The organism is Actinacidiphila oryziradicis (genome assembly GCF_005047355.1).
GTDB classification, from domain to species: Bacteria; Actinomycetota; Actinomycetes; order Streptomycetales; family Streptomycetaceae; genus Actinacidiphila; species Actinacidiphila oryziradicis.
Map to the genome: position 1 here is coordinate 75,062 of NZ_SUMC01000019.1, position 26,813 is coordinate 101,874.

Below are 26,813 nucleotides of genomic sequence, written 5' to 3' on the forward strand. Positions count from 1 at the left end.
AGCGGATGTCGGGAAAGGCGTGGAACGCCTTCAAGGGGATCTGCGGGCATCAGCATGTGCCGGAGAACTGTGTGCATCCGGACACACCCATCCTGCGAGCCGATCTCACCTGGGTTCCTGCCGCTGATCTCCGAGTGGGAGAAGAGATCGTTTCCTTCGACGAGGAGACGATCGCGGTGGGCAGCACCAACGGCGGACGCAGGTACCGCCGTGGAGTGGTGACACGCAACGATCCGGGGCTGAAGGACTCGTACCGGGTCGGGACGGCCGGCGGTGAGGTGGTGGCCACGGCCGATCATCCGTGGCTGGTGCGAATTCCGTTTGCGAACCGGGGGTCCCGGACCGCCTGGGTCGTGAGCAGGGATCTGGTCCCGCTCGATCACCGGATCATCAGCATCGGCAGGCCCTGGGGGCTGGAGGACACCGGCATCGTCGGCCGGCCGGCGCTCCGGATGCCGACGGCCACGCCTTCGCCGGGGGACAGGACGGCTCATGGGCCGACGCCGGCCAGGTGGGCGGGGCGGTCCTCGACCGGGGGTCGTGCCGCTCGACGGGGATTCTATTGCCCGAGCAGTCCGGGCGGCCCCAGTGGCTTCTCCCGGCGGCGGAGCGTACGTGGGAGGGCGCGATGGTCGGCAGGACGACCGGCGACGTGGTCGTCCTCGGGCTGGAACACATCGGGGAGCAGCCGATCGCATCGATCTCCACATCCACCCGCACCTATATCGCGAACGGCTTGCTGTGCCACAACTCCCATGGGGATCCGGGTGCGATCGACTTCGCGGCGCTGCTCACCTACGCCAAGGAGGACGCGGGCGTCGATCCGGGTTGACGCGGCGTGACGCGCGGCGCACGTCGGTCGTTGTCTGTGACCGCGTGCGCCACTTTGACCTGTTGCTCGGGCCACAGGCGGGAACGGGCGTACTGAAAGGTGCGAACGAATTCGAACGTAACGGCGGAAACCACCCATTGGAGTGAACTGACGCCAGGCGGCGGCGCATTCACTCCCGGTGCGTAAATATTGCGGGGTCGGAGTTGCCGACGAGCGCGCTGTTACTTCAGTGGCGCCGGTGGCCCTTGACCATTCGTACTGCCATGCCATTCGTGGGGGGTTCCCATTTTGTACAGCGCTACCTTCAGCATGCCCGCACGCCGTTCGGCGGCTGTCACCGCAGCCGCGGCCGCCCTGCTGCTCGCCGCGGCGCCCGCCCAGGCGACCGGCGGACCGGCGGAGGGAGGAACGGGCGAGGGCAGGGCGTCGGCCGCCGTCCTGCGGACGGGACTCGACGTCTCGCTGCTCGACAAGACGGCCGGTGTGCCACTGAACCTCTCGCTCAATGAGGTGCAGGCGCCGGCCAGCGCCGAAAAGACCGCGTTGACCGCGAAGCTGGACGGGGTGGACCACGGCACGCCCTTCAACGTCCTGCGGGCAGAGGTCGCCACGGCGCGGGCAACCGTGGACAAGCACAAGGCCGAGGGCTACGTGAATCTGGTACGGGCGCAGGTGCATGTGCCGGGGCTGCCACTGCTCGGGCTGATAAAGCTGCGCGCGGTGACGTCGGAGGCGACGTGTGAGGCGGGCAAGCGACCGACGGCGGCGTCCAATCTGCTCGGGGACGTGGTGGTCCTCGGCAAGAAGGTCACGGTGACGGCCGGCGGTCCGACGAATGTCACGGTGCCGGGGGTGGGGGAGGTGCGGCTCCATCTGTCCAAGGCGGAGACCACCTCCCGTACCGCGGCGGCGACGGCGCTTGAGCTGGACGTCAGGGTCAAACCGCTGAATCTGAACGTCGCGGAGGTCGCCGGTCGGATGACGCTGGCCAAGGCGAGCTGCGAGTCACCCAAGGGCGGCGGTACTTCCTCGTCCGCAGGTGATCCCAGCGGTGCCCCCAGCAGTGAGCCCGCCAGCGGTTCTGCCGGTGCACCCGCCGACGGCGCACCGACCCCGACCGCCGCGAAGGCGGACGGCGAGGCTGACACAAAGGTCGGGACCGGGACCAGGACCGGTTCCGGGGCCGCGGCCCAGGGCCTCGCCGAGACCGGTGCCGGTTCCAGCACTCCCTTCCTCGCCGCCGGGGCAGGCGCCCTGGTCGTGGTCGGTGCCGGAGTGCTCTACGCCGTCCGTCGCCGCAAGGCGGCGGCTGAGGACGCCCGGGCCTGACGGACCCGGGTGGCCCCGGGGGGGCCAGGGGCCGGGGGGAGAGCGTGGAGGGTGGCGACAGTGTCCGGCGCCGCCCTCCACATCTGCCGCGCTCAGCCGGTGAGGGCCTTGGCGAGGGCCACCACGAACCGGTCGGTGGTCCGTCCGTCGCGGACGGCCAGCCGCAGCCAGTCCGGGCCGAGCCCCGGGAAGGTGTCCGCTCGGCGGACCGCGAAGCCGAGCCCGCGCAACCGCTCACGGACCTCGGCGGCACCGGCCAGCCGGATGAGGAGGAACGGGCCGCGGGCCGGGCCTGCCACCGTGACCTCCGCGAACTCGCCCAGCCGGGCGGTCAGATATGCCCGGTCCTCGGCGACGGCGGCCGCCGCGCGCTCCGCCTCGGCAAGCGCGGCGGGCTCACTGCAGGCCACCGCTGCCGCCAGCGCCGGCGTGGACACCGGCCACAGCGGCTGGCACCGCGCCAGGCCGGCGATCCGCCCCCGGTCGGCGAGTACGTAGCCGATCCTGAGCCCGGCCAGGCCCCAGGTCTTGGTGAGACTGCGCAGGACGACCAGCCCTGGCAGATCACGGCATCCGGCCAGCGACTCGCGCTCGCCGGGTACGGCGTCCATGAAGGCCTCGTCCACGACCAGGGTCCGGCCCGGGCGGGCGAGCCCGGCGATGCCGGCTGCGGGGTGCAGCACGGACGTGGGATTGGTGGGGTTGCCCAGCACCACGAAATCCGCGTCCTCGGGGACCGCGGAGGCTTCGAGCCGGAAGCCGTCGGCAGCGTCCAGCACTACCCGCTCCACCGGGTGGCCCGCGTCCCGCAGGGCCGCCTCGGGCTCGGTGAACTGCGGGTGCACCACGACCGCGCGGCGCGGTGCGAACGCCCGGGCAAGCAGGACGAAGGCCTCCGCCGCGCCCGAGGTCAGCAGTATTTCGTCACTAGGGCGACCATGTCGTACGGCCACGGCGTGTCGTGCCGCCCGCCCGTCCGGGTAGGCGGCCAGACCGTCCAGGGACGCGATGACACGCTCCTTCAGCCACGGCGGGGGAGTGCCGGTACGGACATTGACGGCCAAGTCCGTGAGCCCGTCACCGACCTCGGCGTCCCCGTGGTGCCGCAGGTCATAGCCGTCGTCCGTGGCGCTCTCGGCGCTCTCCGTGTTCTCAGTGTTCTCAGTGGGAATGGGCATGGCCGCCGTGGTGGTCGTGGTGGTGGCCGGAGCCGTGGCCGCCCGAGGAGTCCTCGGGGTGGTGGTGCGGCTGCTGCGGCTGACCGACACGGTCCTCGAAGCCGGGGAGCTTGACGCGGTACATGCAACTGTCGCAGTTCATCCGCAGGTCGCCCTTGAGGGTTTCCCGGTACCGCTCCATCACCAGCTCGGCGAGCTCCGGCTCCGGGCCGATGACGTCCGCCTGCCGCACGTCGACCTCCGGGTGCGCCGCGGCCCAGCCCTCCGCCTGCTGCCGTACCCGGTCCGGAAGGATCCCGGTGAACAGGAAGTAAGGCAGTACGACGACCCGCCTGGCGCCGAGCTTGGCACACCGGTCGAGCCCTGACGGCACGTCGGGCGCGGCCAGCGACACGAAGGCCGGCTCCACGCCCGCGTAACCACGGCCCTCCCACAGCAGCCGCGCCACCTTGCACACCTCGGCGTTGGCGTCCGGGTCGGTGGACCCGCGCCCGACAAGCAGCACGGTGGTCTCCCCCCGCTCCTCCAGCGAGACCTGCTCGTCCAGGCGGCGCTCCAACACCGTCAGCAGCGCCGGGTGGGGGCCCAACGGCCGCCCGTACGCATACGACGTGCCCGGGTGGCGCTGTTCCTCACGGGCGAGCGCCGCGGGGATGTCGCCCTTGGCATGCCCCGCCGACACGAGGACCAGCGGCACGGCGGCGAAGCTCCGTACGCCCTTTCCCGCCAGCTCCCGCACGGCGTCGGCCAACGGCGGCGGAGACAGCTCGATGAAGCCGCCGCCCACCGGCAGTCCCGGATTCTGCTCGCCGAGCTGCCGGACGAACGCCCGGAACGCTTCGGCTCCGGCCTCGTCCCTTGTGCCATGGCCTACGAGGAGGAGTGCGGGCGGGGTCACTGGTCGTTCTCCTTGGTGTTCTCGGTCGCTGCGGTGTTCTGGGTGCCTTGGGGCTGTGCCTGCCACCGGTAGCCGCGCGGGGTGACCATCCGGCCCGCCACCTCGCGGGTGGCGGTGTTGCCGACGGTGACGACGGTGACCATGTCGACGGCTCTCACATCGAGCGCGGCCAGGGTGGTCACCGCGCTGCGCTCGTCGGGGCGGGACGCCGCGTGCACGATGCCGACGGGCGTGGTGGGCGCACGGTGCTCGCCGAGGATGCCGAGAGCCTTGGGCAGCTGCCAGTCCCGGCCGCGGCTGCGCGGGTTGTAGAACGTGACGACCAGATCGGCCTCGGCGGCGGCCCGCACCCGGCGTTCGATGACCCCCCACGGCGTGTGCAGATCGGACAGGCTGATCGACACATGGTCGTGGCCGAGCGGTGCCCCGAGCACCGCGGCTGCGGCGAGCGCCGCCGTCACTCCGGGCACCCCGACCACGTCGATGTCGGTGCCCGCCTCGGCGAGGGCCGGGGACGCCATCGCGTAGACCCCCGCGTCGCCGCTGCCGATCAACGCGACCGCGTGGCCCTCCTGGGCCTCCGCCACGGCGCTGCGGGCCCGCTCCTCTTCCGCGCCGAGCCCTGACTCCAGCACCCGGGTCCCCGGGCGCAGCAGATCACGGATCTGGTCGACGTACTGGTCCAGGCCGACGATCACCGACGCCCGGCGCAGCTCCTCCCTGGCACGCGGGGTCAGCAGATCGCGTGCCCCCGGGCCCAGCCCCACGACCGCCAGCCTGCCGCGAGGGCCGCGCCGGGCGACTGCCGCGGTCGCCATCGCGGACTTCCGCTTGGGCACGAGGAGTCCGCAGCCCGACGCGGACGCCGCGAGAGCGGCCGCCTCGGCGACCGACGGCGTGCCGACAGCGGCGAGTGGTGCGGCCGACGGATTCGGCACCTCGATCGCGGCGAGCTCCGCTGCCCCGTACGTCGCCAGCGGCACGCCGAGCCGTTCAGCGGCCTCGACGATCCCGGCCTCGTCCGCCTTGGCGTCGACAGTCGCCAGCACCGCCACGGACCCGGCCGCCAGCCCGGCGTCCGCGAGCGACTGCCTGATCAGCGCCAGCACCTCGTCGGCCGAAACTCCCCGGCTGCCGCCGACGCCGACCACCAGCGACGGCGGCCGCAACACGGCGGTGCGCGCGTCCAGGGGCACGACCCGGTCGGTCACCCACAGCGTGAACCTGCCGTCACCGGCATCGCCGCCGCCCTGAGGGCCGCCCGCGCTCTCCTCCGCCGCCAGGGGCGCCGAGCCGGCCCCGGGCCCGACCTGGCGGTCCCCACGGCCGGCCGCCCCCGAGTCCGCCGCGACGCCGATTCGCGGGACGGCGGAGTCCGGCGGTGCCGAACCCGTCTTCGCCATCGCGCTGTCGGTGGTGCCGGCCGTGTCCCGCCCTGCCGGGACGGCCAGCCGTGCCGGACCCGCCTCGGCCGACACGTTCGCCGGCAGCGCAGGCAGCGGCCACACCGCGTCCGTGCGCAGCGCGACCCGCTCGCCGTCGAGGATGGCGCGGCCGACGACGGCGAGCGCGCCTTCGGCCGGGAAGCCGAGCGTGTCGAGGCCCGGGGTACCCACCGCGTCGGTCGCGGTGGTGATGACCGGCGCGGCGCCGAGTACGTCGCAGACGGCACGGGCCAGCGTGTTGGCGCCGCCGCCGTGGCCGCCGAGCAGGGCCACGGCGTGCTGATGGGCCTCGTCGACGGTCACGATGCCGGGGTCGGAGTCCTTGCCGCGCAGCAGCGGCGCGACGAGCCGCACGACGGCGCCCGTGGCGAGGAAGCACACGAGCTGATCGCACTCGGCGAAGGCGCGCTCCAGGGCCGGTGCGACCGGGGCGTCGTAGACGCGCGTTCGGTCCGGCCAGGCGGCGGCCAGGCGTTCACAGCCGCGCCGTCCCGCCGCGGTGGCGGCTATCAGGCCGATCAAGGGTGTGCTCCTTTGGTTTCGGTACCGCCGGCCTTGCCGGCAGCAGCGGCCCGCAGGGCCCTGCGGGCCGCGGGATCGGCCCGGCGGAAGCCGTGGAAATGGCCCGGATGGTAGAGGTGTGACCGAGTTCCGGCCGCAGAGAGAGCGGGCCCGACAAGGAAGAGGGTGTGTTTCCAGAGCTTGTGCTCCTTGACCGTCTCCTCCAAGGTGCCGATCGTGCAGCGCAGCACCAGCTCCTCCGGCCAGGTCGCCTGGTACGCGATCACGACCGGCGTGTCAGCCGGGTAGCCGCCCTCCAGCAGCTCCTCCGCGAGCTGTCCGGACCGGGCCGCCGACAGGAACAGCGCCATGGTCGTGCCGTGCCGGGCGAACTCCCGTACCTCCTCGCTGGGCGGCATCGGCGTCTTGCCGCCGCCCAGCCGGGTCAGGATCACGGACTGCGCGACCTCCGGAATGGTCAGCTCCCGCTGCACGATCGCCGCGACGGCCGAGAACGCCGACACGCCCGGCACGACCTCGACCGCGATGCCTATGTGCGCGAGGCGGTCGAGCTGCTCCTGTGTGCCGCCCCACAGGGCCGGGTCGCCGGAGTGGATCCGGGCCACCTTCAGCCCCTCGCGCCGCGCCCGTTCGTACACCACGAGCACGTCCTCCAGCGACATCGTCGCCGAGTCCAGGATCTCCGCCCCCTCCCGGGCGTGCTCCAGGACCTCGGCCTGCACAAGGCTCGCCGCCCAGATCACCACATCCGCGTCCGCGATGGCGCGGGCGGCGCGGAACGTCAGCAGATCCGCCGCGCCCGGGCCCGCCCCGACGAACGTCACCTTGCCGCTCGTGGCAGTCACAGCTTCCCTCCCCGGGACTCGCGCGCCGCCGGAGCGATCAGCGTCGACAAATACGGCAGCGGCCCGTCCAGCAACTCCTCCGCCGGCCGGATCGACTCCTCCGGCAGGCCCAGCGCCGAACCCCACACCGCCCCCTCGGTCCGCCCCGTCTCGCGCAGCGCGGTCGCGACCTCCTCCGCCAGCCGCCCGAACTTGTACGCCACCACCGTGCCGGGCCCCTCCAGCGCCTGCTTCAACACCGCCGAGCCGGCGGTCACCGGGACCAGCGTCAGCGGCTCCGTCCCCTCGGCCAGAACTGACCCGCTGCGCGCCGCCAGGTCCTGCATCGCGGTGATCCCGGGCACGGTGTCGACGCTCATGCCGTCCACCAGGCCGGCGACGGTCTGCGCGAGATAGGTGAAGGTGGAGTACACATTCGGGTCGCCGATCGTCGCGAACGCCACCGTGCCATGCGCCCGCAACAGCTCCGCGACCCGTTCGCCCGCCGCGTCCCACGCCGACTCACGGCGAAGGCGGTCGGTGCGCTCGTTGAGCGCGAAGACGACGCGTACGACCTTCGCCGCGTCCACGTAATGCAGCACGGTCGCCTCCGCACGGCCGCGCTCACCTGTATCCATGACGGGTACGACCACCACGTCCGCCGCCCGCAGCGCGTTCACGCCCTTCACTGTCACCAACTCCGGGTCGCCGGGCCCTACCCCGACCCCGATCAGCCGACTGCCGCCGCTCATGTCCCACACCTCTCGACGAACCTCCGGGCGAGCGATGGCTCGGCCGCCCAGTGCACATGCAGATACGAGGCGTGCACCCCCTCCTGAACAAAACCCTCGACGCGCCGGGACGGCTCGGTCAGCCCCCACGCGGGCGCAGCCCCCGCACCCGGCGAAACAACCGTCCGGTGGAACTCGTGCCCGCGCAGCCGCGTCCCGGCCGCCGCCAGCGCGCTGTCCGACAGCGCCACCGCCTCGCGATACCCGAGAGTCAGCCGCTCCGACATCCGCGCCTCCACGTCCAGCACCCCGCACATCGGCAGGCCGTCCAGTTCGCGTGCCAGATAGAGCAGCCCCGCGCACTCGGCGGCGACCGGTGCCCCGGACGCGGCGAGTTCCGCCACCGCTTCGCGCAGCGGCTTGTTCGCCGACAGCCGGCCCGCGTGCTCCTCGGGGAAGCCGCCGCCGATCACCAGGCCCGCGGCCTGCTCCGGAAGGGATTCATCCCGCAGAGGGTCGAACGTGACGACCTCCGCCCCGGCCGCCGTCAGCAGTTCGGCGTGCTCCGCGTACGAGAACGTGAACGCGGCCCCGCCCGCCACCGCGACGACGGGCCGCCTGCGGCGGGCGTTCTCCCCCACCCCGCCCCTTCCCGAGACCGGGGGCTGCGCCCCCGGCCCCCCGCTGGCGCTCCGCCCCGGACCCCGGTCCTCAAACGCCGGACGGGCTGGATTGTCACCCGGTTGTGGGCAAACGTTCCGCAAGGCGGAACCGGTGGGCACAACCTGGCCACCGGCCCGCGCATGTCCACCGGGGTCCGGGGCGGAGCCCCGGTTTCGGGAAGGGGCGGGGCTGGGGGAAGGGCCGCCGCAGGCGACCGCCGTCGCCGGGTCCCAGGGCGTGGCCGTAAGCGGCGGCGCACTACGCGCCAGGGCCAGCAGGCCCTCCAGATCGCACCCAGCCCGCACCCGCGCGGCCAACGCCGCCACCAAGGCGACGGCGTCGCCGTGCCGCTCCGCGACCGGCACCAGCCCGAGGTGCCTGCTCGGCGCCGCGACATCGTCCGCGCGCCGCAACGCGCCGAGCACCGGCACCCCGGACTCCTCCATCGCCTCCCGGAGCAACTCCTCGTGCCGGTCCGAGCCGACCTTGTTCAAGATCACGCCCGCGACCCGCACCTGAGGGTCCCAGGACGCGAAGCCGTGCACCAGCGCCGCCACCGAGCGGGACTGCGACGAGGCGTCGACCACCAGCACCACCGGCGCCCGCAGCAACTTCGCCACATGTGCCGTCGACGCGAGCTCGCCCTGCCCGGCGGCCCCGTCGTACAGGCCCATGACGCCCTCGACCACCGCTATATCGGCGCCACGCGCCCCGTGGAGGAAGAGCGGGGCGATGAGTTCCGGCCCGCACATATATGCGTCGAGATTGCGGCCCGGCCGGCGTGTCGCCAGTGCGTGGTACCCCGGGTCGATGTAGTCCGGGCCGACCTTGTGCGGGGACACGGCGAGCCCGGCCTCGCTCCAGGCCGCCATCAGGCCGGTGGCGACGGTGGTCTTGCCGCTGCCGGAGGCCGGCGCGGCGACGACCAGCCGGGGGACAGGGTCGGCGGTTACCACTCGATGCCCTTCTGGCCCTTCTGACCCGCGTCCATCGGGTGCTTGATCTTCGTCATCTCGGTGACGAGATCAGCCACCTCGATCAGCTTCTCCGGCGCGTTGCGCCCCGTGATGACCACATGCTGCGTCCCCGGACGGTCCCACAGGACGGACACCACCTCGTCGGTGTCGATCCAGCCCCAGTGCATCGGATACGCGAACTCATCGAGTACGTAGAGGCGGTACGTCTCGGCCGCCAGGTCCCGCTTGACCTGCTCCCAGCCCTCGCGGGCCGCCTCCTCGCTGGTCGCTGCCTCCCTGACATTCCGCTGCACCCAGGACCAGCCCTCGCCCATCTTGTGCCAGGCGACGGTCCCGCCCTCACCCGAGTCGCCGAGCACCCGCAGCGCCCGCTCCTCGCCGACCTTCCACTTCGCCGACTTGACGAACTGGAACACCCCGATCGGCCAGCCCTGGTTCCAGGCGCGCAACGCCAGCCCGAACGCGGCCGTCGACTTGCCCTTCCCGATGCCCGTGTGCACCACGACCAGCGGGCGGTTGCGGCGCTGCCGCGTCGTCAGCCCGTCCTCCGGTACGACGCTCGGCTGTCCCTGCGGCATTACGCGGCCCTCCGTACATCTCGCACCAGCGCCGCGACGCTGTCCGCGCGCAGCTCGTCCAATGTCACCGCGGCGCCCTGCAGATCGCGCGCCAACGCCCCCGCCAGCCCCAGCCGCACCGGTCCCGACTCGCAGTCCACCACCACCGACGCCGTGCCCTCCGCTGCCAGCAGCCGCCCGGCGCGGGATGCGAGTGCCACCGGCTCCGGCCCGCCGGTCGCCCGGCCGTCCGTGACGACGATGAGCAGTGGGCGCCGCGCCGCGTCACGCAGCCGCTCCACGCGCAACACCTCACGAGCCTTCAGCAGCCCGGCCGCCAGGGGGGTCCGGCCCCCCGTCGGCAGCTTCTCCAGCCTTGCCGCGCCCGCCTCCACCGAGGACGTCGGCGGCAGCACGAGCTCGGCCCCGGTGCCCCGGAAAGTCACCAGCCCCACCTTGTCGCGCCGCTGATAGGCGTCCAGCAACAGAGACATCACCGCGCCCTTGACCGCGCTCATCCGCTGACGCGCGGCCATGGACCCGGACGCGTCGACGACGAAGAGGACCAGATTGCCTTCCTTCCCCTCCCTGGCGGCCTGCCGCAGATCGTCCTTCCTGACGATGAGGCCCGGGCCGCTGCGCCCACGTGCGTGCTGATGCGGGGCCGCCGCCTGCACGGTCGCCGCCAGGTGCAGTTTCGTCAGCGCGCCCCGGGGCCGCCGGGCCCCGGTCGTCCGCCCGTGTTCCGTACGGGCCCGTGAACGCCGGCCCGAGGCGCCCTCGCCCAGCCCCGGCACGCTCAGCGCCTTGGTCTTGAACGGTTCCCCGGCCGGGGCGGCCGCCTGCTCGCCGCCGGTGCCCGCGCCGGCCTCGGTCCGGTCGCCCTCGTCCGCCTCTCGCGGCGCCGGTACGTCCGGGCCGTCGTCGTCCGGACCGTCCTGCGGCGGCTGCCCGCCGCCGTCGGGGCCATCCGGATCGGGGTCCGAGTCCCCGTCCCCGCCCTCGCCCTCGCCCTCGCCGCGGTTCTGCTCCAGCGTCTCGTCCAGCTTGTCCTCGTCCAGACCGGGCGCGTCGAACGGATTCCGGCGCCTGCGGTGCGGCAACGCCAGCAGCGCCGCCTGCCGTACGTCCTCGGCGATGACCTCCGTGCGTCCCGCCCAGGCCGCCAGCGCGGTCGCGGCGCGGGCCATCACGATGTCCGCGCGCATGCCGTCCACCTCGAACGCCGCGCAGGTCGCCGCGATCTGCCGCAGCGGCCCGTCGCCGAGCCGCACCGACGGCAACAGGGCGCGGGCGGCGGCGATCCGCTCACGCAGCGCGGTCTCCTCGGCGTCCCAGCGCGCGGCGAAGGCAGCCGGATCGTCGTCGTACGCAAGCCGTCGGCGTACGACCTCGACGCGCTCGTCCGTCTCCCGCGAGGCCGCGACCTCCACCGTCAGCCCGAACCGGTCGAGCAGCTGAGGCCGTAGCTCGCCCTCCTCCGGATTCATGGTCCCCACGAGCAGAAAGCGCGACGCGTGCCGTACGGAGACGCCTTCGCGCTCCACGTACGACGCCCCCATGGCAGCGGCGTCCAGGAGCAGGTCCACCAAGTGGTCGTGGAGCAGGTTCACCTCGTCGACGTACAGCACGCCCCGGTGGGCGTCGGCGAGGAGTCCCGGCTCGAACGCCTTCACTCCTTCGGAGAGCGCCCGCTCAATGTCCAGCGCCCCTACCAGGCGGTCCTCGGACGCGCCGACCGGCAGCTCCACCATCCGCGCCGGGCGCGCCGCCCCGGTCCCGGGCTCATGCGGCCCGTCCGGGCACCCGGGGTCCGGCGCCCCCGGGTCGCAGCTGAACCGGCACCCGGGGACGACCTCGACCTGGGGGATGAGTGTCGAAAGCGCCCGTACGGCCGTGGACTTGGCGGTGCCCTTCTCGCCGCGAACGAGGACGCCGCCGATCGAGGGCGAGAGTGCGTTGAGCAGCAGCGCCAGCCGCAGATCGGGCATCCCGACGATCGCGGTGAAGGGATACGGGGTGCTCACACTGGCTCCTCGGTCGTATGGATGCGGCTCGGTGCCGCTGCGCCTGCGGCGGGCTTTCCCCGCGCGCCCTCGCGGTTGCGCCGCTCGCCGCGGCGAGGCATCTGTTGGTGGCGTTCTTGTGTGCTCCCCGCGCATGCGGGGCTCCCGGGGGAGATCACTCGCCTCCCTCCAGATCACCCTCGAGTTCGAGGTAGATCTCGCGGAGCCGGTCCAGGGTTTCCTGGTTCGGCTCCGCCCACAGTTGCCGGTCGGCCGCTTCCAGCAGCCGTTCCGTGATGCCACGCAGCGCCCATGGGTTGGACTTCTTCATGAAGTCCTGGTTCTCCTGGTCGAAGGCGTACTCGGAGGCCAGCTTCTCGTACATCCAGTCGTCCACGACGCCGGCTGTAGCGTCATACCCGAACAAGTAGTCCACAGTGGCCGCCATTTCGAAGGCCCCCTTGTAGCCGTGCCGCCGCATCGCCGCCATCCAGCGCGGATTGACCACCCGGGCCCGGAAGACCCGGTGCGTCTCTTCGCCCAGCGTCCGCGTTTTGACCTGGTCGGTGTTGGCACTGTCGCCGACATACGCCTCCGGGGAGACCCCCGTGAGGTGCCGGACCATGGCGACCATACCGCCGTGGTACTGGAAGTAGTCGTCGGCGTCGACGAGGTCATGTTCCCGGGTGTCGATGTTCTTCGCGGCCACCTGGATACGCCGGAAGGCCGTCTCCATGTCGCCGCGCGCCGCGCGCCCGTCGAGCCCGCGCCCGTACGCGTAGCCGCCCCAGACGGCGTACACCTCGGCGAGGTCGGCGTCCGAGCGCCAGTTCCGCGCGTCGATGAGCGGCAGCAGACCGGCGCCGTAAGCCCCCGGCTTGGAGCCGAAGATGCGGGCCGTGGCGCGCCGCCGGTCGCCGTGCTCGGCGGTGTCCTGGTCGGCGTGGGCGCGGACGAAGTTCTGGTCGGCGGGCTCGTCGAGCTCGGCGACGGCCCTGACGGCGTCGTCGATCAGCGAGACGACATGGGGGAAGGCATCGCGGAAGAAGCCGGAGATCCGGACCGTCACGTCGATACGGGGCCGGCCCAGCTCCTCCAGTGCGACCACCTCGAAGCCGGTGACCCGGCGGGAGGCGTCGTCCCAGACCGGGCGGCAGCCCAACAAGGCCAGGATCTCGGCGATGTCGTCGCCCTGGGTGCGCATGCAGGAGGTGCCCCAGACCGTCAGGCCGACGGACCTGGGGTAGGCGCCGGTGTCGGTGAGATGCCGGGCGAGCAGGGAGTCGGCGAGGGCGGTGCCGACATCCCAGGCCAGCCGGGAGGGGATGGCCTTGGGGTCGACGGAGTAGAAGTTGCGGCCCGTGGGGAGGACGTTGACCAGCCCGCGCGTGGGCGAGCCGGACGGCCCGGCGGGGACATAGCCGCCACGCAGTGCGCGCAGGATGTTGTCGATCTCGTCGGTCGTCCGGGCGAGGCGGGGGACGACCTCGTCCGCGGCGAACTCCAGGACCCGCACCGCGTCGTGCACTTCTTGGCCGAATACCTCCGTGACCACCGACTTTGCCGCGCCGTGCGCCCAGTCGCGGGCCTCCATGGCCTCGGTGAGCCGCCGCGCCAGCAGCTCGATGAGGTCGATGGCGTCGGAGGCACTGCGGGACGGCCCCTCGGCCAGCGCGGTGAGCGCGGCCGGGACCTCGGCGCGGGCGCCGGGCTCGGCCAGCAGCTCTTTCTCGTCCAGCCCGAAGTGGGCGGCCAGCGCCGTCCGCAGGCCGGGCAGGGCGCTGCCGACGCCGCCCCAGACCTGGGCGGAACGGAGGATGGCCAGCACGAGGTTGACGCGGGCTTCGCCGGTGGGACCGCCGCCGAGGATATGGAGGCCGTCGCGGATCTGGACGTCCTTGATCTCGCAGAGCCAGCCGTCGACGTGCATGACGAACTGGTCGAAGGCGTCGTCGTCCGGCTGGTCGTCGACGTGCAGGTCGTGGTGGAGTTCCGCGGCCCGCACCAGGGTCCAGATCTGGCTGCGGACGGCCGGGGCTTTGCTCGGGTCGAGGTCGCTGACCAGCGCGTACTCGTCGAGCAGCTGTTCCAGCTTGGCGAGGTCGCCGTAGGAGTCGGCGCGCGCCATCGGCGGCACGAGGTGGTCGACGACCGTGGCGTGGCCGCGCCGCTTCGCCTGGGTGCCCTCGCCGGGGTCGTTGACGATGAAGGGGTACACGAGCGGCAGTTCGCCGAGCACCGCGTCCGGCGCGCAGCCGGCCGAGAGGCCCAGTCCCTTGCCCGGCAGCCACTCCATGGTGCCGTGCTTGCCCAGGTGCACGATGGCGTCGGCGCCGAAGCCGCCCTCCGATGTCGCGGTCTCAAGCCACCTGTACGCCGCCATGTAGTGGTGTGAGGGCGGCATGTCGGGGTCGTGGTAGATCGCGATGGGGTTCTCGCCGAAGCCGCGAGGCGGCTGGATCATGATGACGACACTCCCGAACTGGAGGGCGGCCAGCACAATGTCGTCGCCGTCGACATAGAGACCGCCCGGCGGCTCGCCCCAGTGCTCCAGCATGCCGGCGCGCAGCTCGGGGTCGAGGGTGGCGAACCACCGCTGGTAGTCGGCGAGCGGGACCCGCGCGGGGGCGGCGGCCAGCTGCTCCTCCGTCAGCCACTCCACATCGTGGCCGCCCGCGGCGATGAGCCGGTGGATCAGCTCGTCGCCGCCTTCGGGGTAGCCGTCGACGTCGTAGCCCGCGGCGCGCAGCGCGTGCAGCAGCCCGACTGCCGAGGCCGGGGTGTCCAGGCCGACGGCATTCCCTACCCGGGAGTGCTTGGTGGGGTAGGCGGTGAAGACCAGCGCCAGCCGCTTCTCCGCGTTCGGTTTGTGCTTCAGCGCCGCGTGCCGCACCGCGATGCCGGCGACACGCCCGGCCCGCTCCGGATCGGCCACATATACCGGCACATCGTCCGGGCCCTGCTCCTTGAAGGAGAACGGCACAGTGATCAGCCGGCCGTCGAACTCCGGGATGGCGACCTGCATCGCCGCGTCCATCGGCGACAGCGCCGCGCTCGACGCCTCCCAGGCGGCCCGGGACGAGGTCAGGCACAGGCCCTGCAGTACGGGTACGTCCAGCTCGCCGAGCGCGCCGATGTCCCACGCCTCGTCGTCCCCGCCCGCCGAGGCGTCCGACGCCCGGGTCCCGCCCGCCGCGAGCACGGTGGCGACCAGCGCGTCGGCGCGGCCCAGCAGCTCGTACAGCCCGGCGTCGGAGCCGCGCCCCTCTGTCGTGCGCGCTTCGCCTTGACTCCGCTGCGGGCGGGTGCCGGTCGCTCGTTCCTCGCTCCCGACCCCCACCCTCCGCTGCATCTCGGCTACGCCGCGCCCCTCTGTCGTGCGCGCTTCGCCTTGACTCCGCTGCGGGCGGGTGCCGGTCGCTCGTTCCTCGCTCCCGACCCCCACCCTCCGCTGCATCTCGGCTACGCCGCGCAGCGAACCGCAGTAGACCGGCAGCGCGTTGGCGCCCTTCGCCTCGATGGCGGCGCACAAGGTGTCGACGAAAGCCGTGTTGCCGGACAGCTCGTGCGCCCGGTAGAAGAGCACGCCCACGGTCGGCCGGCCCTCCTTGTAGGCGTACGAACCATGCACCCCGTACTCCGGCATCGCGGCCGGCGGTTCGAAGCCCTCGCCGGTCAGCAGCACGGTGTCGGAGAGGAAGTGCGCCAGCTCGCGCAGATTCTCCGGGCCGCCCTCGACGAGGTAACGCAGCGCTTCAGCCACCACGCCCGCCGGGACGGACGACTCGGCCATCAGCTCCGCGTCCGGCACCGTCTCGCCGCCAAGGAGCACGGTCGGAACCCCGGACGCGCGCAGCGCGGCAAGCCCGTCCTCCCAGGCGCGCTTGCCGCCGAGCAGCCGTACGACGACGAGGTCCGCGCCGTCCAGCAGCGCGGGCAGTTCGGTGGCGCCGTCTACCCGGGTCGGATTGCCGATGCGGTACGGCGTGCCGCAGGCGCGGGCCGCCAGCAGATCGGTGTCGGCGGTGGAAAGCAGCAGGACCGTGCTCACGGTGCCCCCATCAGTCAATGGCTTGTCGTTCACGGCGTCGTTCACGGTGCCCCCGGCGGGACGAAGGGCAGTCCTGGCGGTGCCCCGCCTTCGATGAGCCGCATGAGCGCGGCGGTGTCCGCGTGCTCCTCGATCAGGTCGCCGAGGCGGTCGAGCTGTTCCTCGCGCAGTGCGCCGAACGCCGTATCGGGCGCGGGGACGAATCGGCGCCCCGCCGCCTCCGCCACCCGGCGCAGGAAGGCCCGCCGGAAGCCGTCGCTCTCCAGCGAGCCGTGCCAGTGCGTGCCCCAGACGGACCCCGCCCGGCACCCGTCCAGGCTCTGCCCCTGGCCGTCGAAGATGAACCCCTCGCCGCCGTCGCCCACATCGGCGACGCCGTGATGGATCTCGTACCCGGTATCCACCCGCTCGCCCAGCGCCACGCCGACCGGCCGGGCCAGGGTCTTCTCCGGCGCGAAGCGCACCCGTACCGGCAGCAGCCCCAGCCCGTCGACACGCCCGGCCCGCGACTCGACGTCATCCTGGATGGTCTCGCCGAGCAGCTGGAATCCGCCGCATATGCCGAGCACCGGCCGCCCCTCCGCCGCCCGCCGCGCGATCGCGTCGGCCAGCCCGCGTGCCCGCAGCCACTCCAGCGCCCGTACCGTCCCACGAGTACCAGGCAGCACCACGAGGTCCGCGTCGGCCAGTTCCTCCGGCCGGTCCGTGAACCGCACCACAACGCCCGGTTCGGCCGCCAGGGCGTCCACATCCGTGAAGTTCGACATCAGCGGCACAGCGGCGACCACCACCCGGAGCAAATCCTCGCCGTACGGCGGCGCGCCGCTGCTCTCCCGTACGGTCCCGTGCCGCGACATGCGCAGCCCGTCCTCCTCATCGATGCCGAGACCGTGCCGGTACGGCAGTACGCCCATGACCTGCCGCCCGGTCAGGCCGCGCAGCATGTCGAGGCCCGGCTCCAGCAATGCCACATCGCCCCGGAACTTGTTGACGATGTAGCCGGCGACCAGCGCCTGGTCCTCGGCGCTCAGCAGCGCCGTCGTCCCGAAGAACGACGCGAACACCCCGCCCCGGTCGATGTCCCCGACCACGACGACCGGCAGCCGTGCGGCCCGCGCCAGCCCCATGTTGACGATGTCGGTGCGCCGCAGATTGATCTCGGCAGGGCTGCCCGCACCCTCACAGATCACCGCGTCGTACTGTCCCCGCAGCTCCTCCAGGCACCCCGCCACCGTCCGCAGCAGCTCCGCCCGGTGCTCCGAGTACGGTGCTGTCCCGGGGGACGGCCCCCGGACCCCCGCCCAAAAGCCGCGTGCGCTCATCTCACCGACCGGCTTGCCCAGCAGTACCACCTGGCTGCTGCGGTCACTGCCCGGCTTCAGCAGCACCGGATTCATCAGCGCGGTCGGCTCGATACGGGCCGCCTGCGCCTGCATCGCCTGGGCACGGCCGATTTCGGCGCCCTCGCGGGTCACGAACGAGTTCAGCGACATGTTCTGCGCCTTGAAGGGCGCCACGCGCACGCCCTTCCGGGCCAGCCAGCGGCAGATCCCCGCCGTCACCACACTCTTGCCCGCGTCGGACGTGGTCCCGGCGACCAGCAGCCCGCCGCCGGTCTTACCGCTGACGCCGCTCATGCGCCCCTCCTGTGGTTGTGGGCAGTCGTTCCGCAGGGCCGAGCGATGCGGGATGGGGGCACCTCCTGGGGGCGCCTCCCGGCCGAAGGCTGGGGGAGGTAGCTGGGGGAAGGTGGGCACAACCCGGGGGCCCGGGGGCCGGCCCCCGGTTTCGGGAAGGGGCGGGTCAGGCAAGAACTCCCGCCCGCCCCGGCGCCCTTGGCCGCACCCACCGCCGCCCACACCAGCCGGCCGCCCACAGCCGCGGCCAGCGCCAAGAGGCCCACCCGGCGGGACAGCCGCACTGCCCGCTCGATGTCCCGCACCTCGACCGGCCGGTTCCCGGCGCCCAGGACCGGCCGGTGCTCCGCCCGCCCCGCGTAGGCGAGCGTGCCGCCGAGGCGTACGCCCAGCGCACCAGCGAACGAGGCCTCGACCGGACCGGCGTTGGGGCTCGGGTGCCGCGCGCCGTCCTGCCGCCACACCCGCCACGCCCCGCGCGGGTCGGGACCGGCCAGCACGGCCAGGACCGCGGTCAGTCGCGCCCCCGGCCATCCGACGACGTCGTCGAGCCGGGCCGAGGCCCAGCCGAACCGGCGGTGGCGGGGCGACTTGTGGCCGACCATCGCGTCCAGGGTGTTCACGGCACGGAACCCGGCCAGCCCGGGGACTCCGCCCAGCGCGCCCCAGACCAGGGCGCCGACGACCGCGTCCGAGGTGTTCTCGGCGACCGACTCGACGACCGCCCGCGCGATCTGCTGCCCGTCCAGCGCCTGCGGGTCCCGCCCGCACAGATGCGGCAGCCGCGCACGGGCCTCCTCGATGTCCCCGGCCTCCAGCGCGGTGCCCACCGCCCGCGCCTCACGGCCGAGCGACGTGCCGCCCAGCACGGCCCAGGTGACGGTGGCCGTCAGACCCGCGGACGCGGCGGGGGAGTGGCGTACGGCCCGGGCGGCGAGCGCGGCGGCGGCCACGGTCCCGCCGGCGCACAGCGCGGTGTATGCCGCGCCCCGGCCCCGGTGGTCGCGCCACAGCCGGTGCTCCAGCGCGGCGGCCGCGCGCCCGAAGGCGGCGACGGGGTGGCCGCGGCGCGGGTCGGCGGCGGCGAGGTCGGCGAGGTAGCCGAGGGCGGCACCGTAGGCGAAGGCGCGCTGCGCACGCGCGGCGGAGTACTGCGTTCTCCCGGGGAGCGACCCCCGGTACCCCCACGAAAGCATGGGGTCAGCCCGCCGTAATGGCGGGTGTTCGGCGGCAGCCGGGCATGGCAGGGGTCCTCACTCAGGGTCCGCGCCCTGGTTCGACGTGACCGGCGGTGAGAGTCTCCTGGCTCCCGGATCCGCGCATCCCCGGCCTTCCAGCCGATCGCTCGGCCGTGACCTAGGTGGGGGTGCACTCCCCGGTGACAGTGGCGGGACCGCGCCGGATTCGCACCGGACTTCCTCTCCTGCCGCCGTATGGCTACGGCAGTCCACCACGTGCCGCGAATGCCCGTCAACTCACGATTGACCTGCGAAGAGGGATGTGTGAAGACACACACGAGCGGGGTACGTATCAATGTCCGTACCCCGCATGTCAGATGTACTGCGTCGTCCGAGGGCCGTCCGGCGCCCGTCAGGCGACGATCAGGAAGATCCCGTACGCCACCGCGGCCGCGCACAGCGCGAAGCAGGCACAGGCGCCGGTACGGGCGAGGACGGCGCCCTCCTTGCTGAGGCCGACGATGCCGAGCGAGAAGAGGCCGACGAGGCCGACGGTCATGACGAGGCTGACGCCGAAGACCGCCCCGAGGGCTTGCCAGTCGATGTGCATGATGGGTGCTGGTCCTTCCGGTCTCAGGCGGAGGCTTGGGCGGGGTCGGCGGTGGTCGTCAGGGGCGCCGGGGCGGGGATGGTTGCCTTGAGCTCGCCGCCGACGGGCGCGATGGCGGTGGTGATGACACCGGGCGGCTCTTCCTCGGCGCCGCCACCGGCTTCGTTGACGTTGGTGTGGTCGATCGGCCTGCGGCGCGAGGCGGCCCGGATCGCCGCGCAGGCGGCGAGCGCGAGGACGGCCACGGCCGTGATTCCCCAGGCGCCCTGGTCGGCCAGGAGGGCCGCGCAGGCGGCGACGAGGCCGGCCGCCGGAAGGGTCAGCACCCAGGCGGCCGCCATCCGGCCGGCGGTGCCCCAGCGCACCACCGCGCCCTTGCGGCCGAGGCCGGAGCCCATGACGGAGCCGGAGCAGACCTGGGTGGTGGAGAGGGAGAAGCCGAGGTGTGAAGAGGCGAGGATGACGGTCGCGGCGCCGGTCTGGGCGGCGAAGCCCTGGGGCGGCTGGATGTCGGTGAGGCCCTTGCCCATGGTGTGGATGATCCGCCAGCCGCCGATGAAGGTGCCGAGAGCGATGGCGAGGCCGGCCGAGACGATCACCCACACAGGCGGGTCGGAGTGGGGGGCGACGACGCCGCCGGTGATCAGGGCGAGGGTGATGACGCCCATCGTCTTCTGGGCGTCATTGGTCCCATGGGCGAGGGAAACCAGGCCGGCGGAGGCGATCTGGCCGGCGCGATAGCCCTTGGCGGTCGCCGCGGGGTCCGCGTCGCGGCCGATCCGGTAGGTGAGGCGGGTAGCGAGCATCGAGGCGAGGCCGGCCACGATGGGCGCGGCGGCGGCCGGGATGAGGATTTTCATGACGATCGCGTCGCCATTGACGCCATTGGCGCCGACGGCGACCAGAGTGGCGCCGATGAGACCGCCGAAGAGGGCGTGCGAGGAGCTGGACGGCAGTCCGGCCAGCCAGGTCAGCAGGTTCCAGAGGATGGCGCCTACCAGGCCGGCGAAGATCACTTCTGGTTTGACGCCCGCGGACTCGTCGATGATGCCGCCGGAGATCGTCTTGGCGACCGCGACGGAGAGGAATGCTCCGGTCAGGTTGAGTACGGCGGACATGGCCACCGCCGTCTTGGGTTTCAGGGCACCGGTGGAGATGGTGGTTGCCATCGCGTTCGCGGTGTCGTGGAAACCGTTCGTGAAGTCGAACACGAGAGCGGTAACGATCACGATTCCGATCAGGAGCGTGATGTGTTCCATTTACCCAGGCAATCGTTTGATCGGTCAGTGGCGATGGCGACCGTACGGAGGCAGGATGAACGGAAGGTGAACTTGGGGCGGCTTAGGGGTGCCGTGGTCGGAGGGTCGGCCCTTGGTGAGTTCTTTCAGCCGTGTGAGTGACCCGTTGAAGGCGTCCTGCTCGCCCGGGAGGGTGCCGGAGTTGTCGTACTGCCAGAAGGTCCACGCTTCCCACCCGGCCGGCCGAGGCGGCGGGCTGCGACTTCCCCCGCCCGCGCAGGGCCGAACTTTGGCCGGAAAACCGCGCCCTCTCTTGCGGGCGCCGACCGGTGCACCGCAACGCCGCTTTAGCGCGGGGCCCAGCCCAAACCACCTCAGGGCAAGGTGCCTCAGCTCACGACATCTCAGCTGACGACACCTCAGCCCGCAACACCTCAGCCCGCAACGCCCTCAGCCCGCAACGCCTCAGCGCGGACCGGCTCAGTGCCGCCCGGTGACCCGGTCCGCGAACTTCGCGACCCGGTCCGTCTCCCCGCTGCGACCGGCCTGCTCACGGCGGTCCGCGCTCCGGTAGGCCGCGTACATTCCGTGCACCCCGAGCCAGCGCAGCGGCTCCGGCTCCCAGCGGCGTACCCGGTGGCCCACCCACGGCAGCCCGGTCAGCTCGGTCTGCCCGCCCTGACCCGAATCCAGCTGCACCAGGTCGCGCAGGGTGCGTGCCGCCAGATTCGAGGTGGCGACACCGCTGCCCACATAGCCCCCCGCCCAGCCCAGCCCCGTGGAGCGGTCCAGCTCAACGCTCGCGCACCAGTCGCGCGGTACACCCAGCACGCCTGACCAGGCCTGCTCGACCGCCACCCCGGCGGCGGCGGGGAAGAAACGCACCAGGATCTCGCGCAGCGCGTCAATGGTGGCGGCCTGTGTACGCCCGTTGTTGTCCGTCCGCGAGCCGAAGCGGTACGGCACTCCCCGGCCGCCCAGCGCGATCCGGTCGTCGGCCGTGCGCTGCGCGTACATATACGCGTGCGCCATGTCGCCGAGTGTCTCGCGGCCCTCCCAGCCGATGGTGTCCCACACATGCTGCGGCAGGGGCTCGGTCACGATCATCGATGAGTTCATCGGCAGCCAGGCCCGTCTCTGGCCCTTGATCGACGCTGTGAAGCCCTCAGTGCAACGCAGCACATATGGCGCGCGTACGGACCCGTACGGTGTCACCGCGTGCTTCGGCCGGATCTCGGTCACCGGTGTCGACTCGTGGATCACCACGCCCAGCGCCTCGACCGCCCCCGCCAGCCCCTGCAACAACTTGACGGGTTGCACCCGCGCGCCGTGCGGCGTCCAGGTGCCGCCCGCCGTCCCGGCCACCCTGATCCGCGCCGCCGACTCGGCCGCGCTCAGCAGCAGCCGGTCCTTCTCGCCGAAGGCGGCCTCCGCCGCGTGAAAGGCCTTCAGCCGGGACAGCTGGGCGGGGGAGTGCGCCACCTCCAGCACACCGCCCATGTGGATGTCGGCTTCGATGCGCTCCTCGGCGGCGACCCGCACCACCTCGTCCACCGTCTCGTTCATCGCGCGCTGCAGCGCGAGCGCGGCGTCCGGGCCGTGCAGCTTCGCATAGCGGTCGCGGCCGGCGATGCCGTTGTACAGCCAGCCGCCGTTGCGGCCTGAAGCCCCGTAGCCGCAGAACTTCTGCTCCAGCACGGTGATCCGCAGGAACGGCACCGCCTTCTTCAGGTAGTACGCGGTCCACAGACCGGTGTACCCGCCGCCGACGATGCACACATCGGCGGTCGTGTCGCCGGGTAGCGGCTCCCGCGGCGTGGGGACGCCGGTCTGCGCGTACCAAAAGGAGATACCGCCATTGACGGTGGTCATATTGCCTCTGCTGTCCGTATGACTGATCGAACCTCGCGGTGTGCCGGGACGTTACTGCGCCCCGCGGGCGCGCGGCAACGCGCAACCTGTCAGGATCGGGGCTCGGAGGTGGCGTGTATGTCAGTACGAGACGGACAGCGGGACGGGCGGCGACGCGACAAGCTGGAACTGGCCTGGTCGGAGCTGGTGACCACAGCGCGGCGCACAGTCGCGGACGGGCTGGTGGTCGGTACGTCCGGCAATGTATCGGTACGCGTGGGTGAACTGGTGCTCGTCACTCCAAGCGGCATCCCGTACGACCGCATCCGCCCGACTGACACGGTCGGCGTCGACCTCGACGGCAAGCAGGTGGTAGGCGAGCTCCGGCCCAGCAGCGAACTCCCCATGCACCTCGCGATCTACCGCAACACCGACGCCCAGGCCGTCGTCCACACCCATGCCGTGCACGCCACCGCCGTCTCCACGCTCCTCTACGAGCTGCCCGCCATCCACTACATCGCCGCAGAACTCGGCGGCAAGATCCGCGTCGCCGACTACGCCACCTACGGCAGCGAGGAGCTCGCCGCCAATGTGCTCCGCGCACTGCGCGACCGCACCGGCTGCCTGCTGCGCAACCACGGCACCATCGTCTACGGCGACGACCTCGACCAGGCCTACGACCGCACTGCCCAGCTCGAATGGATGTGCCAGGTATGGCTCGCGGCGCGCTCCGTGCAGGGCTTCTCGCCGTCCTTGCTTTCCAAACGCGAACTCGCCCGCGTCGCCGAGAAGCTCCGCGGCTACGGCCAGCCCGGCGCACCGTCCGAGTAATGCCTGGTCAGTTCCCATAACTGCCGGTGCATCGGGCAGCGCGTGGGACGGCGCAGCCCTTGGCCCACCGCCCGGCCGAAGGCTGGGGGACGGCGCCGAGCCCGCAGCAGACCACCGGAATCCCGGTGGGCGTCACCCGCCCGGCCGCCCCCACTGGCTGTGAGGCGCCGGCGCGGTGACACTGGAACGGATGCGCCTTCGTACAGCTGCGGCCGTGGCCGCCACCACTGTCATCGGTGCCGGAGTGGCCGCTGTGGCGGCCGGCCGGTACGTCTCCGGCCTGGCCCTGAAACCGCACCCGAACGGCCCGGAAGCCGAGCCGCTGCACACCGTGCACGCCACCACCACCGGACGGGTCACACTCACCCGCAGCGTCGCCTCCAGCCGCCCGGGCATCTACGGGCTGGCCGGTGACGATGTGCATGCCGTGGCCGGCGAGGTACTGTCCACCACTCCCGACACCGTGACGCGCAGTCTGGAGCGTGTGCAGCGCGGGGCCCTGACCCCCGGCACCCGCGTCCGGATTACACCGCAGCTCTACGAGGGCGATCCGAGCAGCGCTCTCGGCCTCGGCCACGCCGAGGTCGAGATCCCCGGCGAACTCGGTCCGCTGCCCGCCTGGTTTGTCCCCAGCGCCCGCGACACCTGGGTCATCACGGTGCACGGCATCGGCACCACCAGGGAACACCCCCTGAACGTCATGCCGGCCCTGTGCGGCCAGCTGTTCCCCGTCCTCGACATCGCCTACCGCAACGACCCCGGCGCCCCGGAGTCACCCGACGGCCTCGCGCACCTCGGCGACACCGAATGGCGTGACCTCGACGCGGCGATGCGCTACGCGGCGAGCCACGGGGCGGACCGGTTCATCCTCTACGGATGGTCCACCGGCGCCACGATGGCGCTGCGTGCCGCCGCCCACTCCCCGCTGAGCGACCGCGTCAGCGGACTGGTCCTGGACTCACCCGTGCTCGACTGGCAGTCCACGGTCCGGGCCACCGCCGCCGCACGCGGTGTCCCCGGCGCGCTGCTGCCGCTCGGCGTCCGCGCCGCGGAGGGCCGCACCGGGCTGCACGCCGCGCGCATCGCCGACGCAGCCGAACCCAGCCGGCTGCGCGTACCCACCCTCATCTTCCACGGCCCCGACGACACCATCGCGCCCTGGGGCCCCTCACGCGAGCTCGCCGCCCGCCGCGCCGACCGCGTCGTCCTCCACCCCGTCCCCGGCGCCCCGCACGCCGCGATGTGGAACGTGGACCCCCACAGCTATGAGGAGACGCTACGCCGCTTCCTCACACCCTTGGCCTAGGCCCTGGTCGGCGTCGTCTTCGTAGCCGGGCTACTCGGGCGATTCGACAACGCAGCGAGCGTGTGGGCGCCCGCCGCGCTGGGCGGCGGCGAAGGGGCCGCTCACGATCCGCCGGACGCACGAGCCGCGGCCGTCCGCCGGGCCGTGCTCCCACCGAGCGGGGCGCGACGGCAGAGCGGGCTTCCGCCCGGCGTGGCCGACGGAATACTCCCACCGTAGGCGGGCAATTCGCACACTGCCCGGTCCAGCGTTTGGGATTCCGGGCACCCAACCGCAAGACTGCTCCTCGTGACGTCCCGTACTCCGCGAGACACGCCGCTGCGCCTCGTCCCCCGCAGGCCGCTGGCCGCCGCGCGTCGTGCCGCCACGACGAGCAGGTCCCGTCCGCCCAGGCCGCCCGAGGGGACCCCGGCGCTGGCCGAGCTTTCCCGCCGGGCCCGCGCCGAGCTCGTCGATGCCGTACGACTGGCCCGCTGGGCCGACGCCGTGTCAAGCGGCGCCGCGCCCGGCTCGACCGGCATATTGCGCGATGCCGATGTGCGGCGGGCCGCGGCGGCACTAGGACTGACGGACCGGGAGGTCCGGGCGGCCTGGGACCGGGCCCGGCTGGCCGGTCTCATCGAGCTGCACAAGGGAGCCGCCCGCCCCGGCTGGCGGCTGCGGGCCTGGGACCGTGACGACACGGCGGTGCTACGCGGCTGGGTCGCCCTCTTCGACGCCTGGTCCCTGGCCCATCCCGCGGCCGACGACCCGGCGTGCACGGATGTCGACCCGTCACTCGTCGCCGAGGCGATCGAGGCCGCCCCCCAGCTCCTCTCACTGCTGCACCTGTCGTCCGGCCCGGTCGCGGTCGCCGCGCTGCTCGACCTGCTCCGCCAGCGGGTGGCCGAGCTCCGCGAGGAGCGTCACGAGCCGCCGGCCGAGGGCAGCGGCGACCCGCTGCCGGTGCTTCTGGACTGGACACTCGACGCATTCGCCCGCGTGGGCGCCCTGCATCCGCGTGACTCCGCCAGGCCCGGCGAGGTCACCATCACTGCCCTCGGCAGCTGGGCGGTCTGGGTGAAGCTGGAGCAGATCTGCGTCGCCGCCCAGGGGCCGGCCGGGCACATCGAGCAGTCCGCCGAGGAGATGCTCAAGGCGTGCGTGGGTCTCTCCCCGGGCCCCGCCCGCGCCGAGCACCAGGCTTGGCTCGCCGCCCGCCCCGCCGCGCAGGCGGTCGCGGAGCTGCTGGAGGTCGGCCGCGGCGAGGACGCCCTGTTGCGCGGGCTGGCCTTCGAAGCGCTGCGCGTCGTCGGTGCCCCCGCCGAGCCCGCCGTACGCGCCGTGGTGGAAGAGCCGCCGCTGCGCCCTTACGCGCTGCTGTGGCTGGCCGAGCAGGAGGGCCGCGACCCGGAGGACGTCGCCGATCTGCTCACCCGTGACGAGGCCACCTGGCTGTGGGTGGACACGGCTGCGGCCGTCGCCGATCACGGCGAGAGCCATCTCCTGGTGAGCCACCTGGACGCCGCCGTCCAGGGCTCCGTCCCCCGATTGCTCAAGGAGCTCCGCGCCGTCGGGCACCCCCGCACCGTCCAGGTGCTGGTCGCTCTCGCCGCCGCGCATCCCGATCCGGCGCTGGCCAAGGCGATGCGCCGCGCCGCCTTCCAGCTCCACACCGGCGGCGAGGAGTGACATCGCCCCGGCCACCCGGCACCCACCCGGCTACCCAGGTATTTCCGGCGCGTAGGTGCCGAAGGTCCACAGATTGCCTTCCGGGTCGCGGGCCGTGTAATCCCGCGACCCGTAATCCTGGTCGATGAGCGGCAGAACGATCTCCGCGTCGTGTTCCGACCGCCCGCTCGAAGTGCGCGTCGGGGTCCTCGACCACCACATACAGCGAGACCGGGCCCAGATCCTCGGCCGCCCTGCGGAACGGCGTATCGGCCTGGGCCGTACCGAGCATCACCGCCCCGTTGCCGTAGGCGAGTTCGGCGTGGTGGACGGTGCCGTCCTCACCCGCGTACACCGCGAGCTCGGTGAAGCCGAACGCCTCCTTCAGGAAGGCGATCGCCGCCCGCGCCTGGCGGTACCGCAGCGCGGGGTAGATGGCCGGCCGGCCGTCTCCGGGGCCGGTGACTGCCATGACGATCACGCTCCCTCTTCCGGTGCC

General features: G+C 72.7%; 19 protein-coding genes, 1 pseudogene and 1 riboswitch. Of the genes and pseudogenes, 5 read left to right on the top strand and 15 right to left on the bottom strand.

The genetic code is table 11. From position 1 onward, the window contains the following. Nucleotides 1-628: 628 nt before the first annotated feature. Both FCI23_RS56510 and FCI23_RS20570 read left to right on the top strand, forming a co-directional pair. Nucleotides 629-832: a hypothetical protein gene (locus FCI23_RS56510; protein ID WP_169316868.1), complete on the top strand. Its 204-nt coding sequence runs from the start codon at nt 629-631 to the stop codon at nt 830-832. Nucleotides 833-1,141: 309 nt separating this feature from the next. Beyond that, a complete protein-coding gene (locus FCI23_RS20570) occupies nt 1,142-2,161 on the top strand; it encodes an SCO1860 family LAETG-anchored protein (protein ID WP_136725396.1) in 1,020 nt (339 codons plus the stop codon). 92 nt (nt 2,162-2,253) lie between these two features. Here FCI23_RS20570 and cobC read toward each other — a convergent pair whose 3' ends face one another. The 14 genes from cobC to FCI23_RS20645 form a co-directional block, all read right to left on the bottom strand. Beyond that, nucleotides 2,254-3,339 (bottom strand): Rv2231c family pyridoxal phosphate-dependent protein CobC, encoded by a 1,086-nt coding sequence (gene cobC / locus FCI23_RS20575; protein WP_136725397.1) that lies wholly within the window; start codon nt 3,337-3,339, stop codon nt 2,254-2,256. Then, complete coding sequence (locus FCI23_RS20580) at nt 3,323-4,237, bottom strand: sirohydrochlorin chelatase (RefSeq protein ID WP_136725398.1); 915 nt, start codon at nt 4,235-4,237, stop codon at nt 3,323-3,325. Before FCI23_RS20580 ends, cobC begins: the two co-directional genes overlap by 17 nt. Further along, a complete protein-coding gene (gene cobJ / locus FCI23_RS20585) occupies nt 4,234-6,204 on the bottom strand; it encodes a precorrin-3B C(17)-methyltransferase (protein ID WP_136725399.1) in 1,971 nt (656 codons plus the stop codon). The genes FCI23_RS20580 and cobJ overlap by 4 nt, the downstream gene beginning before the upstream one ends. After that, nucleotides 6,201-7,049: a precorrin-4 C(11)-methyltransferase gene (cobM, locus tag FCI23_RS20590; RefSeq protein ID WP_136725400.1), complete on the bottom strand. Its 849-nt coding sequence runs from the start codon at nt 7,047-7,049 to the stop codon at nt 6,201-6,203. Before cobM ends, cobJ begins: the two co-directional genes overlap by 4 nt. Next, the gene (cobI, locus tag FCI23_RS20595) at nt 7,046-7,780 is read right to left on the bottom strand and encodes a precorrin-2 C(20)-methyltransferase (protein WP_136725401.1); all 735 of its coding nucleotides are present in this window, start codon (nt 7,778-7,780) and stop codon (nt 7,046-7,048) included. Before cobI ends, cobM begins: the two co-directional genes overlap by 4 nt. Beyond that, on the bottom strand, nt 7,777-9,378 hold the full coding sequence (locus tag FCI23_RS20600) for a cobyrinate a,c-diamide synthase (RefSeq protein WP_136725402.1): 1,602 nt from the start codon (nt 9,376-9,378) through the stop codon (nt 7,777-7,779). Before FCI23_RS20600 ends, cobI begins: the two co-directional genes overlap by 4 nt. Next, complete coding sequence (cobO, locus tag FCI23_RS20605; RefSeq protein WP_136725403.1) at nt 9,372-9,977, bottom strand: cob(I)yrinic acid a,c-diamide adenosyltransferase; 606 nt, start codon at nt 9,975-9,977, stop codon at nt 9,372-9,374. Before cobO ends, FCI23_RS20600 begins: the two co-directional genes overlap by 7 nt. After that, a complete protein-coding gene (locus FCI23_RS20610) occupies nt 9,977-11,983 on the bottom strand; it encodes a putative cobaltochelatase (protein ID WP_136725404.1) in 2,007 nt (668 codons plus the stop codon). The genes cobO and FCI23_RS20610 overlap by 1 nt, the downstream gene beginning before the upstream one ends. Nucleotides 11,984-12,137: 154 nt before the next feature. Further along, complete coding sequence (gene cobN, locus FCI23_RS20615) at nt 12,138-16,013, bottom strand: cobaltochelatase subunit CobN (protein ID WP_136725405.1); 3,876 nt, start codon at nt 16,011-16,013, stop codon at nt 12,138-12,140. A gap of 41 nt (nt 16,014-16,054) precedes the next feature. Continuing rightward, complete coding sequence (locus FCI23_RS20620) at nt 16,055-17,650, bottom strand: cobyric acid synthase (RefSeq protein ID WP_136725406.1); 1,596 nt, start codon at nt 17,648-17,650, stop codon at nt 16,055-16,057. Then, complete coding sequence (locus FCI23_RS20625) at nt 17,647-18,846, bottom strand: cobalamin biosynthesis protein (protein ID WP_246143864.1); 1,200 nt, start codon at nt 18,844-18,846, stop codon at nt 17,647-17,649. The genes FCI23_RS20620 and FCI23_RS20625 overlap by 4 nt, the downstream gene beginning before the upstream one ends. A gap of 80 nt (nt 18,847-18,926) precedes the next feature. Next, nucleotides 18,927-19,117, bottom strand: a riboswitch (cobalamin riboswitch). 123 nt (nt 19,118-19,240) lie between these two features. Continuing rightward, nucleotides 19,241-19,438 (bottom strand): hypothetical protein, encoded by a 198-nt coding sequence (locus tag FCI23_RS20630; RefSeq protein WP_136725407.1) that lies wholly within the window; start codon nt 19,436-19,438, stop codon nt 19,241-19,243. Between the two features lie 23 nt (nt 19,439-19,461). Further along, on the bottom strand, nt 19,462-20,697 hold the full coding sequence (locus tag FCI23_RS20635; protein ID WP_136725408.1) for an inorganic phosphate transporter: 1,236 nt from the start codon (nt 20,695-20,697) through the stop codon (nt 19,462-19,464). A gap of 459 nt (nt 20,698-21,156) precedes the next feature. Next, nucleotides 21,157-22,548, bottom strand: a complete 1,392-nt coding sequence (locus FCI23_RS20645) for an NAD(P)/FAD-dependent oxidoreductase (protein WP_136725409.1) — start codon at nt 22,546-22,548, stop codon at nt 21,157-21,159. A 117-nt stretch (nt 22,549-22,665) separates the two neighbouring features. Between FCI23_RS20645 and FCI23_RS20650 the strand changes: the two genes are divergently transcribed. The 3 genes from FCI23_RS20650 (at nt 22,666) to FCI23_RS20660 (ending at nt 26,335) form a co-directional block, all read left to right on the top strand. Further along, the gene (locus FCI23_RS20650) at nt 22,666-23,358 is read left to right on the top strand and encodes a class II aldolase/adducin family protein (RefSeq protein ID WP_136725410.1); all 693 of its coding nucleotides are present in this window, start codon (nt 22,666-22,668) and stop codon (nt 23,356-23,358) included. A 190-nt stretch (nt 23,359-23,548) separates the two neighbouring features. After that, nucleotides 23,549-24,664 (top strand): alpha/beta hydrolase family protein, encoded by a 1,116-nt coding sequence (locus FCI23_RS20655; protein ID WP_136725411.1) that lies wholly within the window; start codon nt 23,549-23,551, stop codon nt 24,662-24,664. A gap of 288 nt (nt 24,665-24,952) precedes the next feature. Then, nucleotides 24,953-26,335, top strand: a complete 1,383-nt coding sequence (locus tag FCI23_RS20660) for a hypothetical protein (protein ID WP_211265416.1) — start codon at nt 24,953-24,955, stop codon at nt 26,333-26,335. Between the two features lie 30 nt (nt 26,336-26,365). Here FCI23_RS20660 and FCI23_RS59850 read toward each other — a convergent pair. Beyond that, a pseudogene (locus tag FCI23_RS59850) lies at nt 26,366-26,786 on the bottom strand (VOC family protein). Between the last annotated feature and the right edge of the window lie 27 nt (nt 26,787-26,813).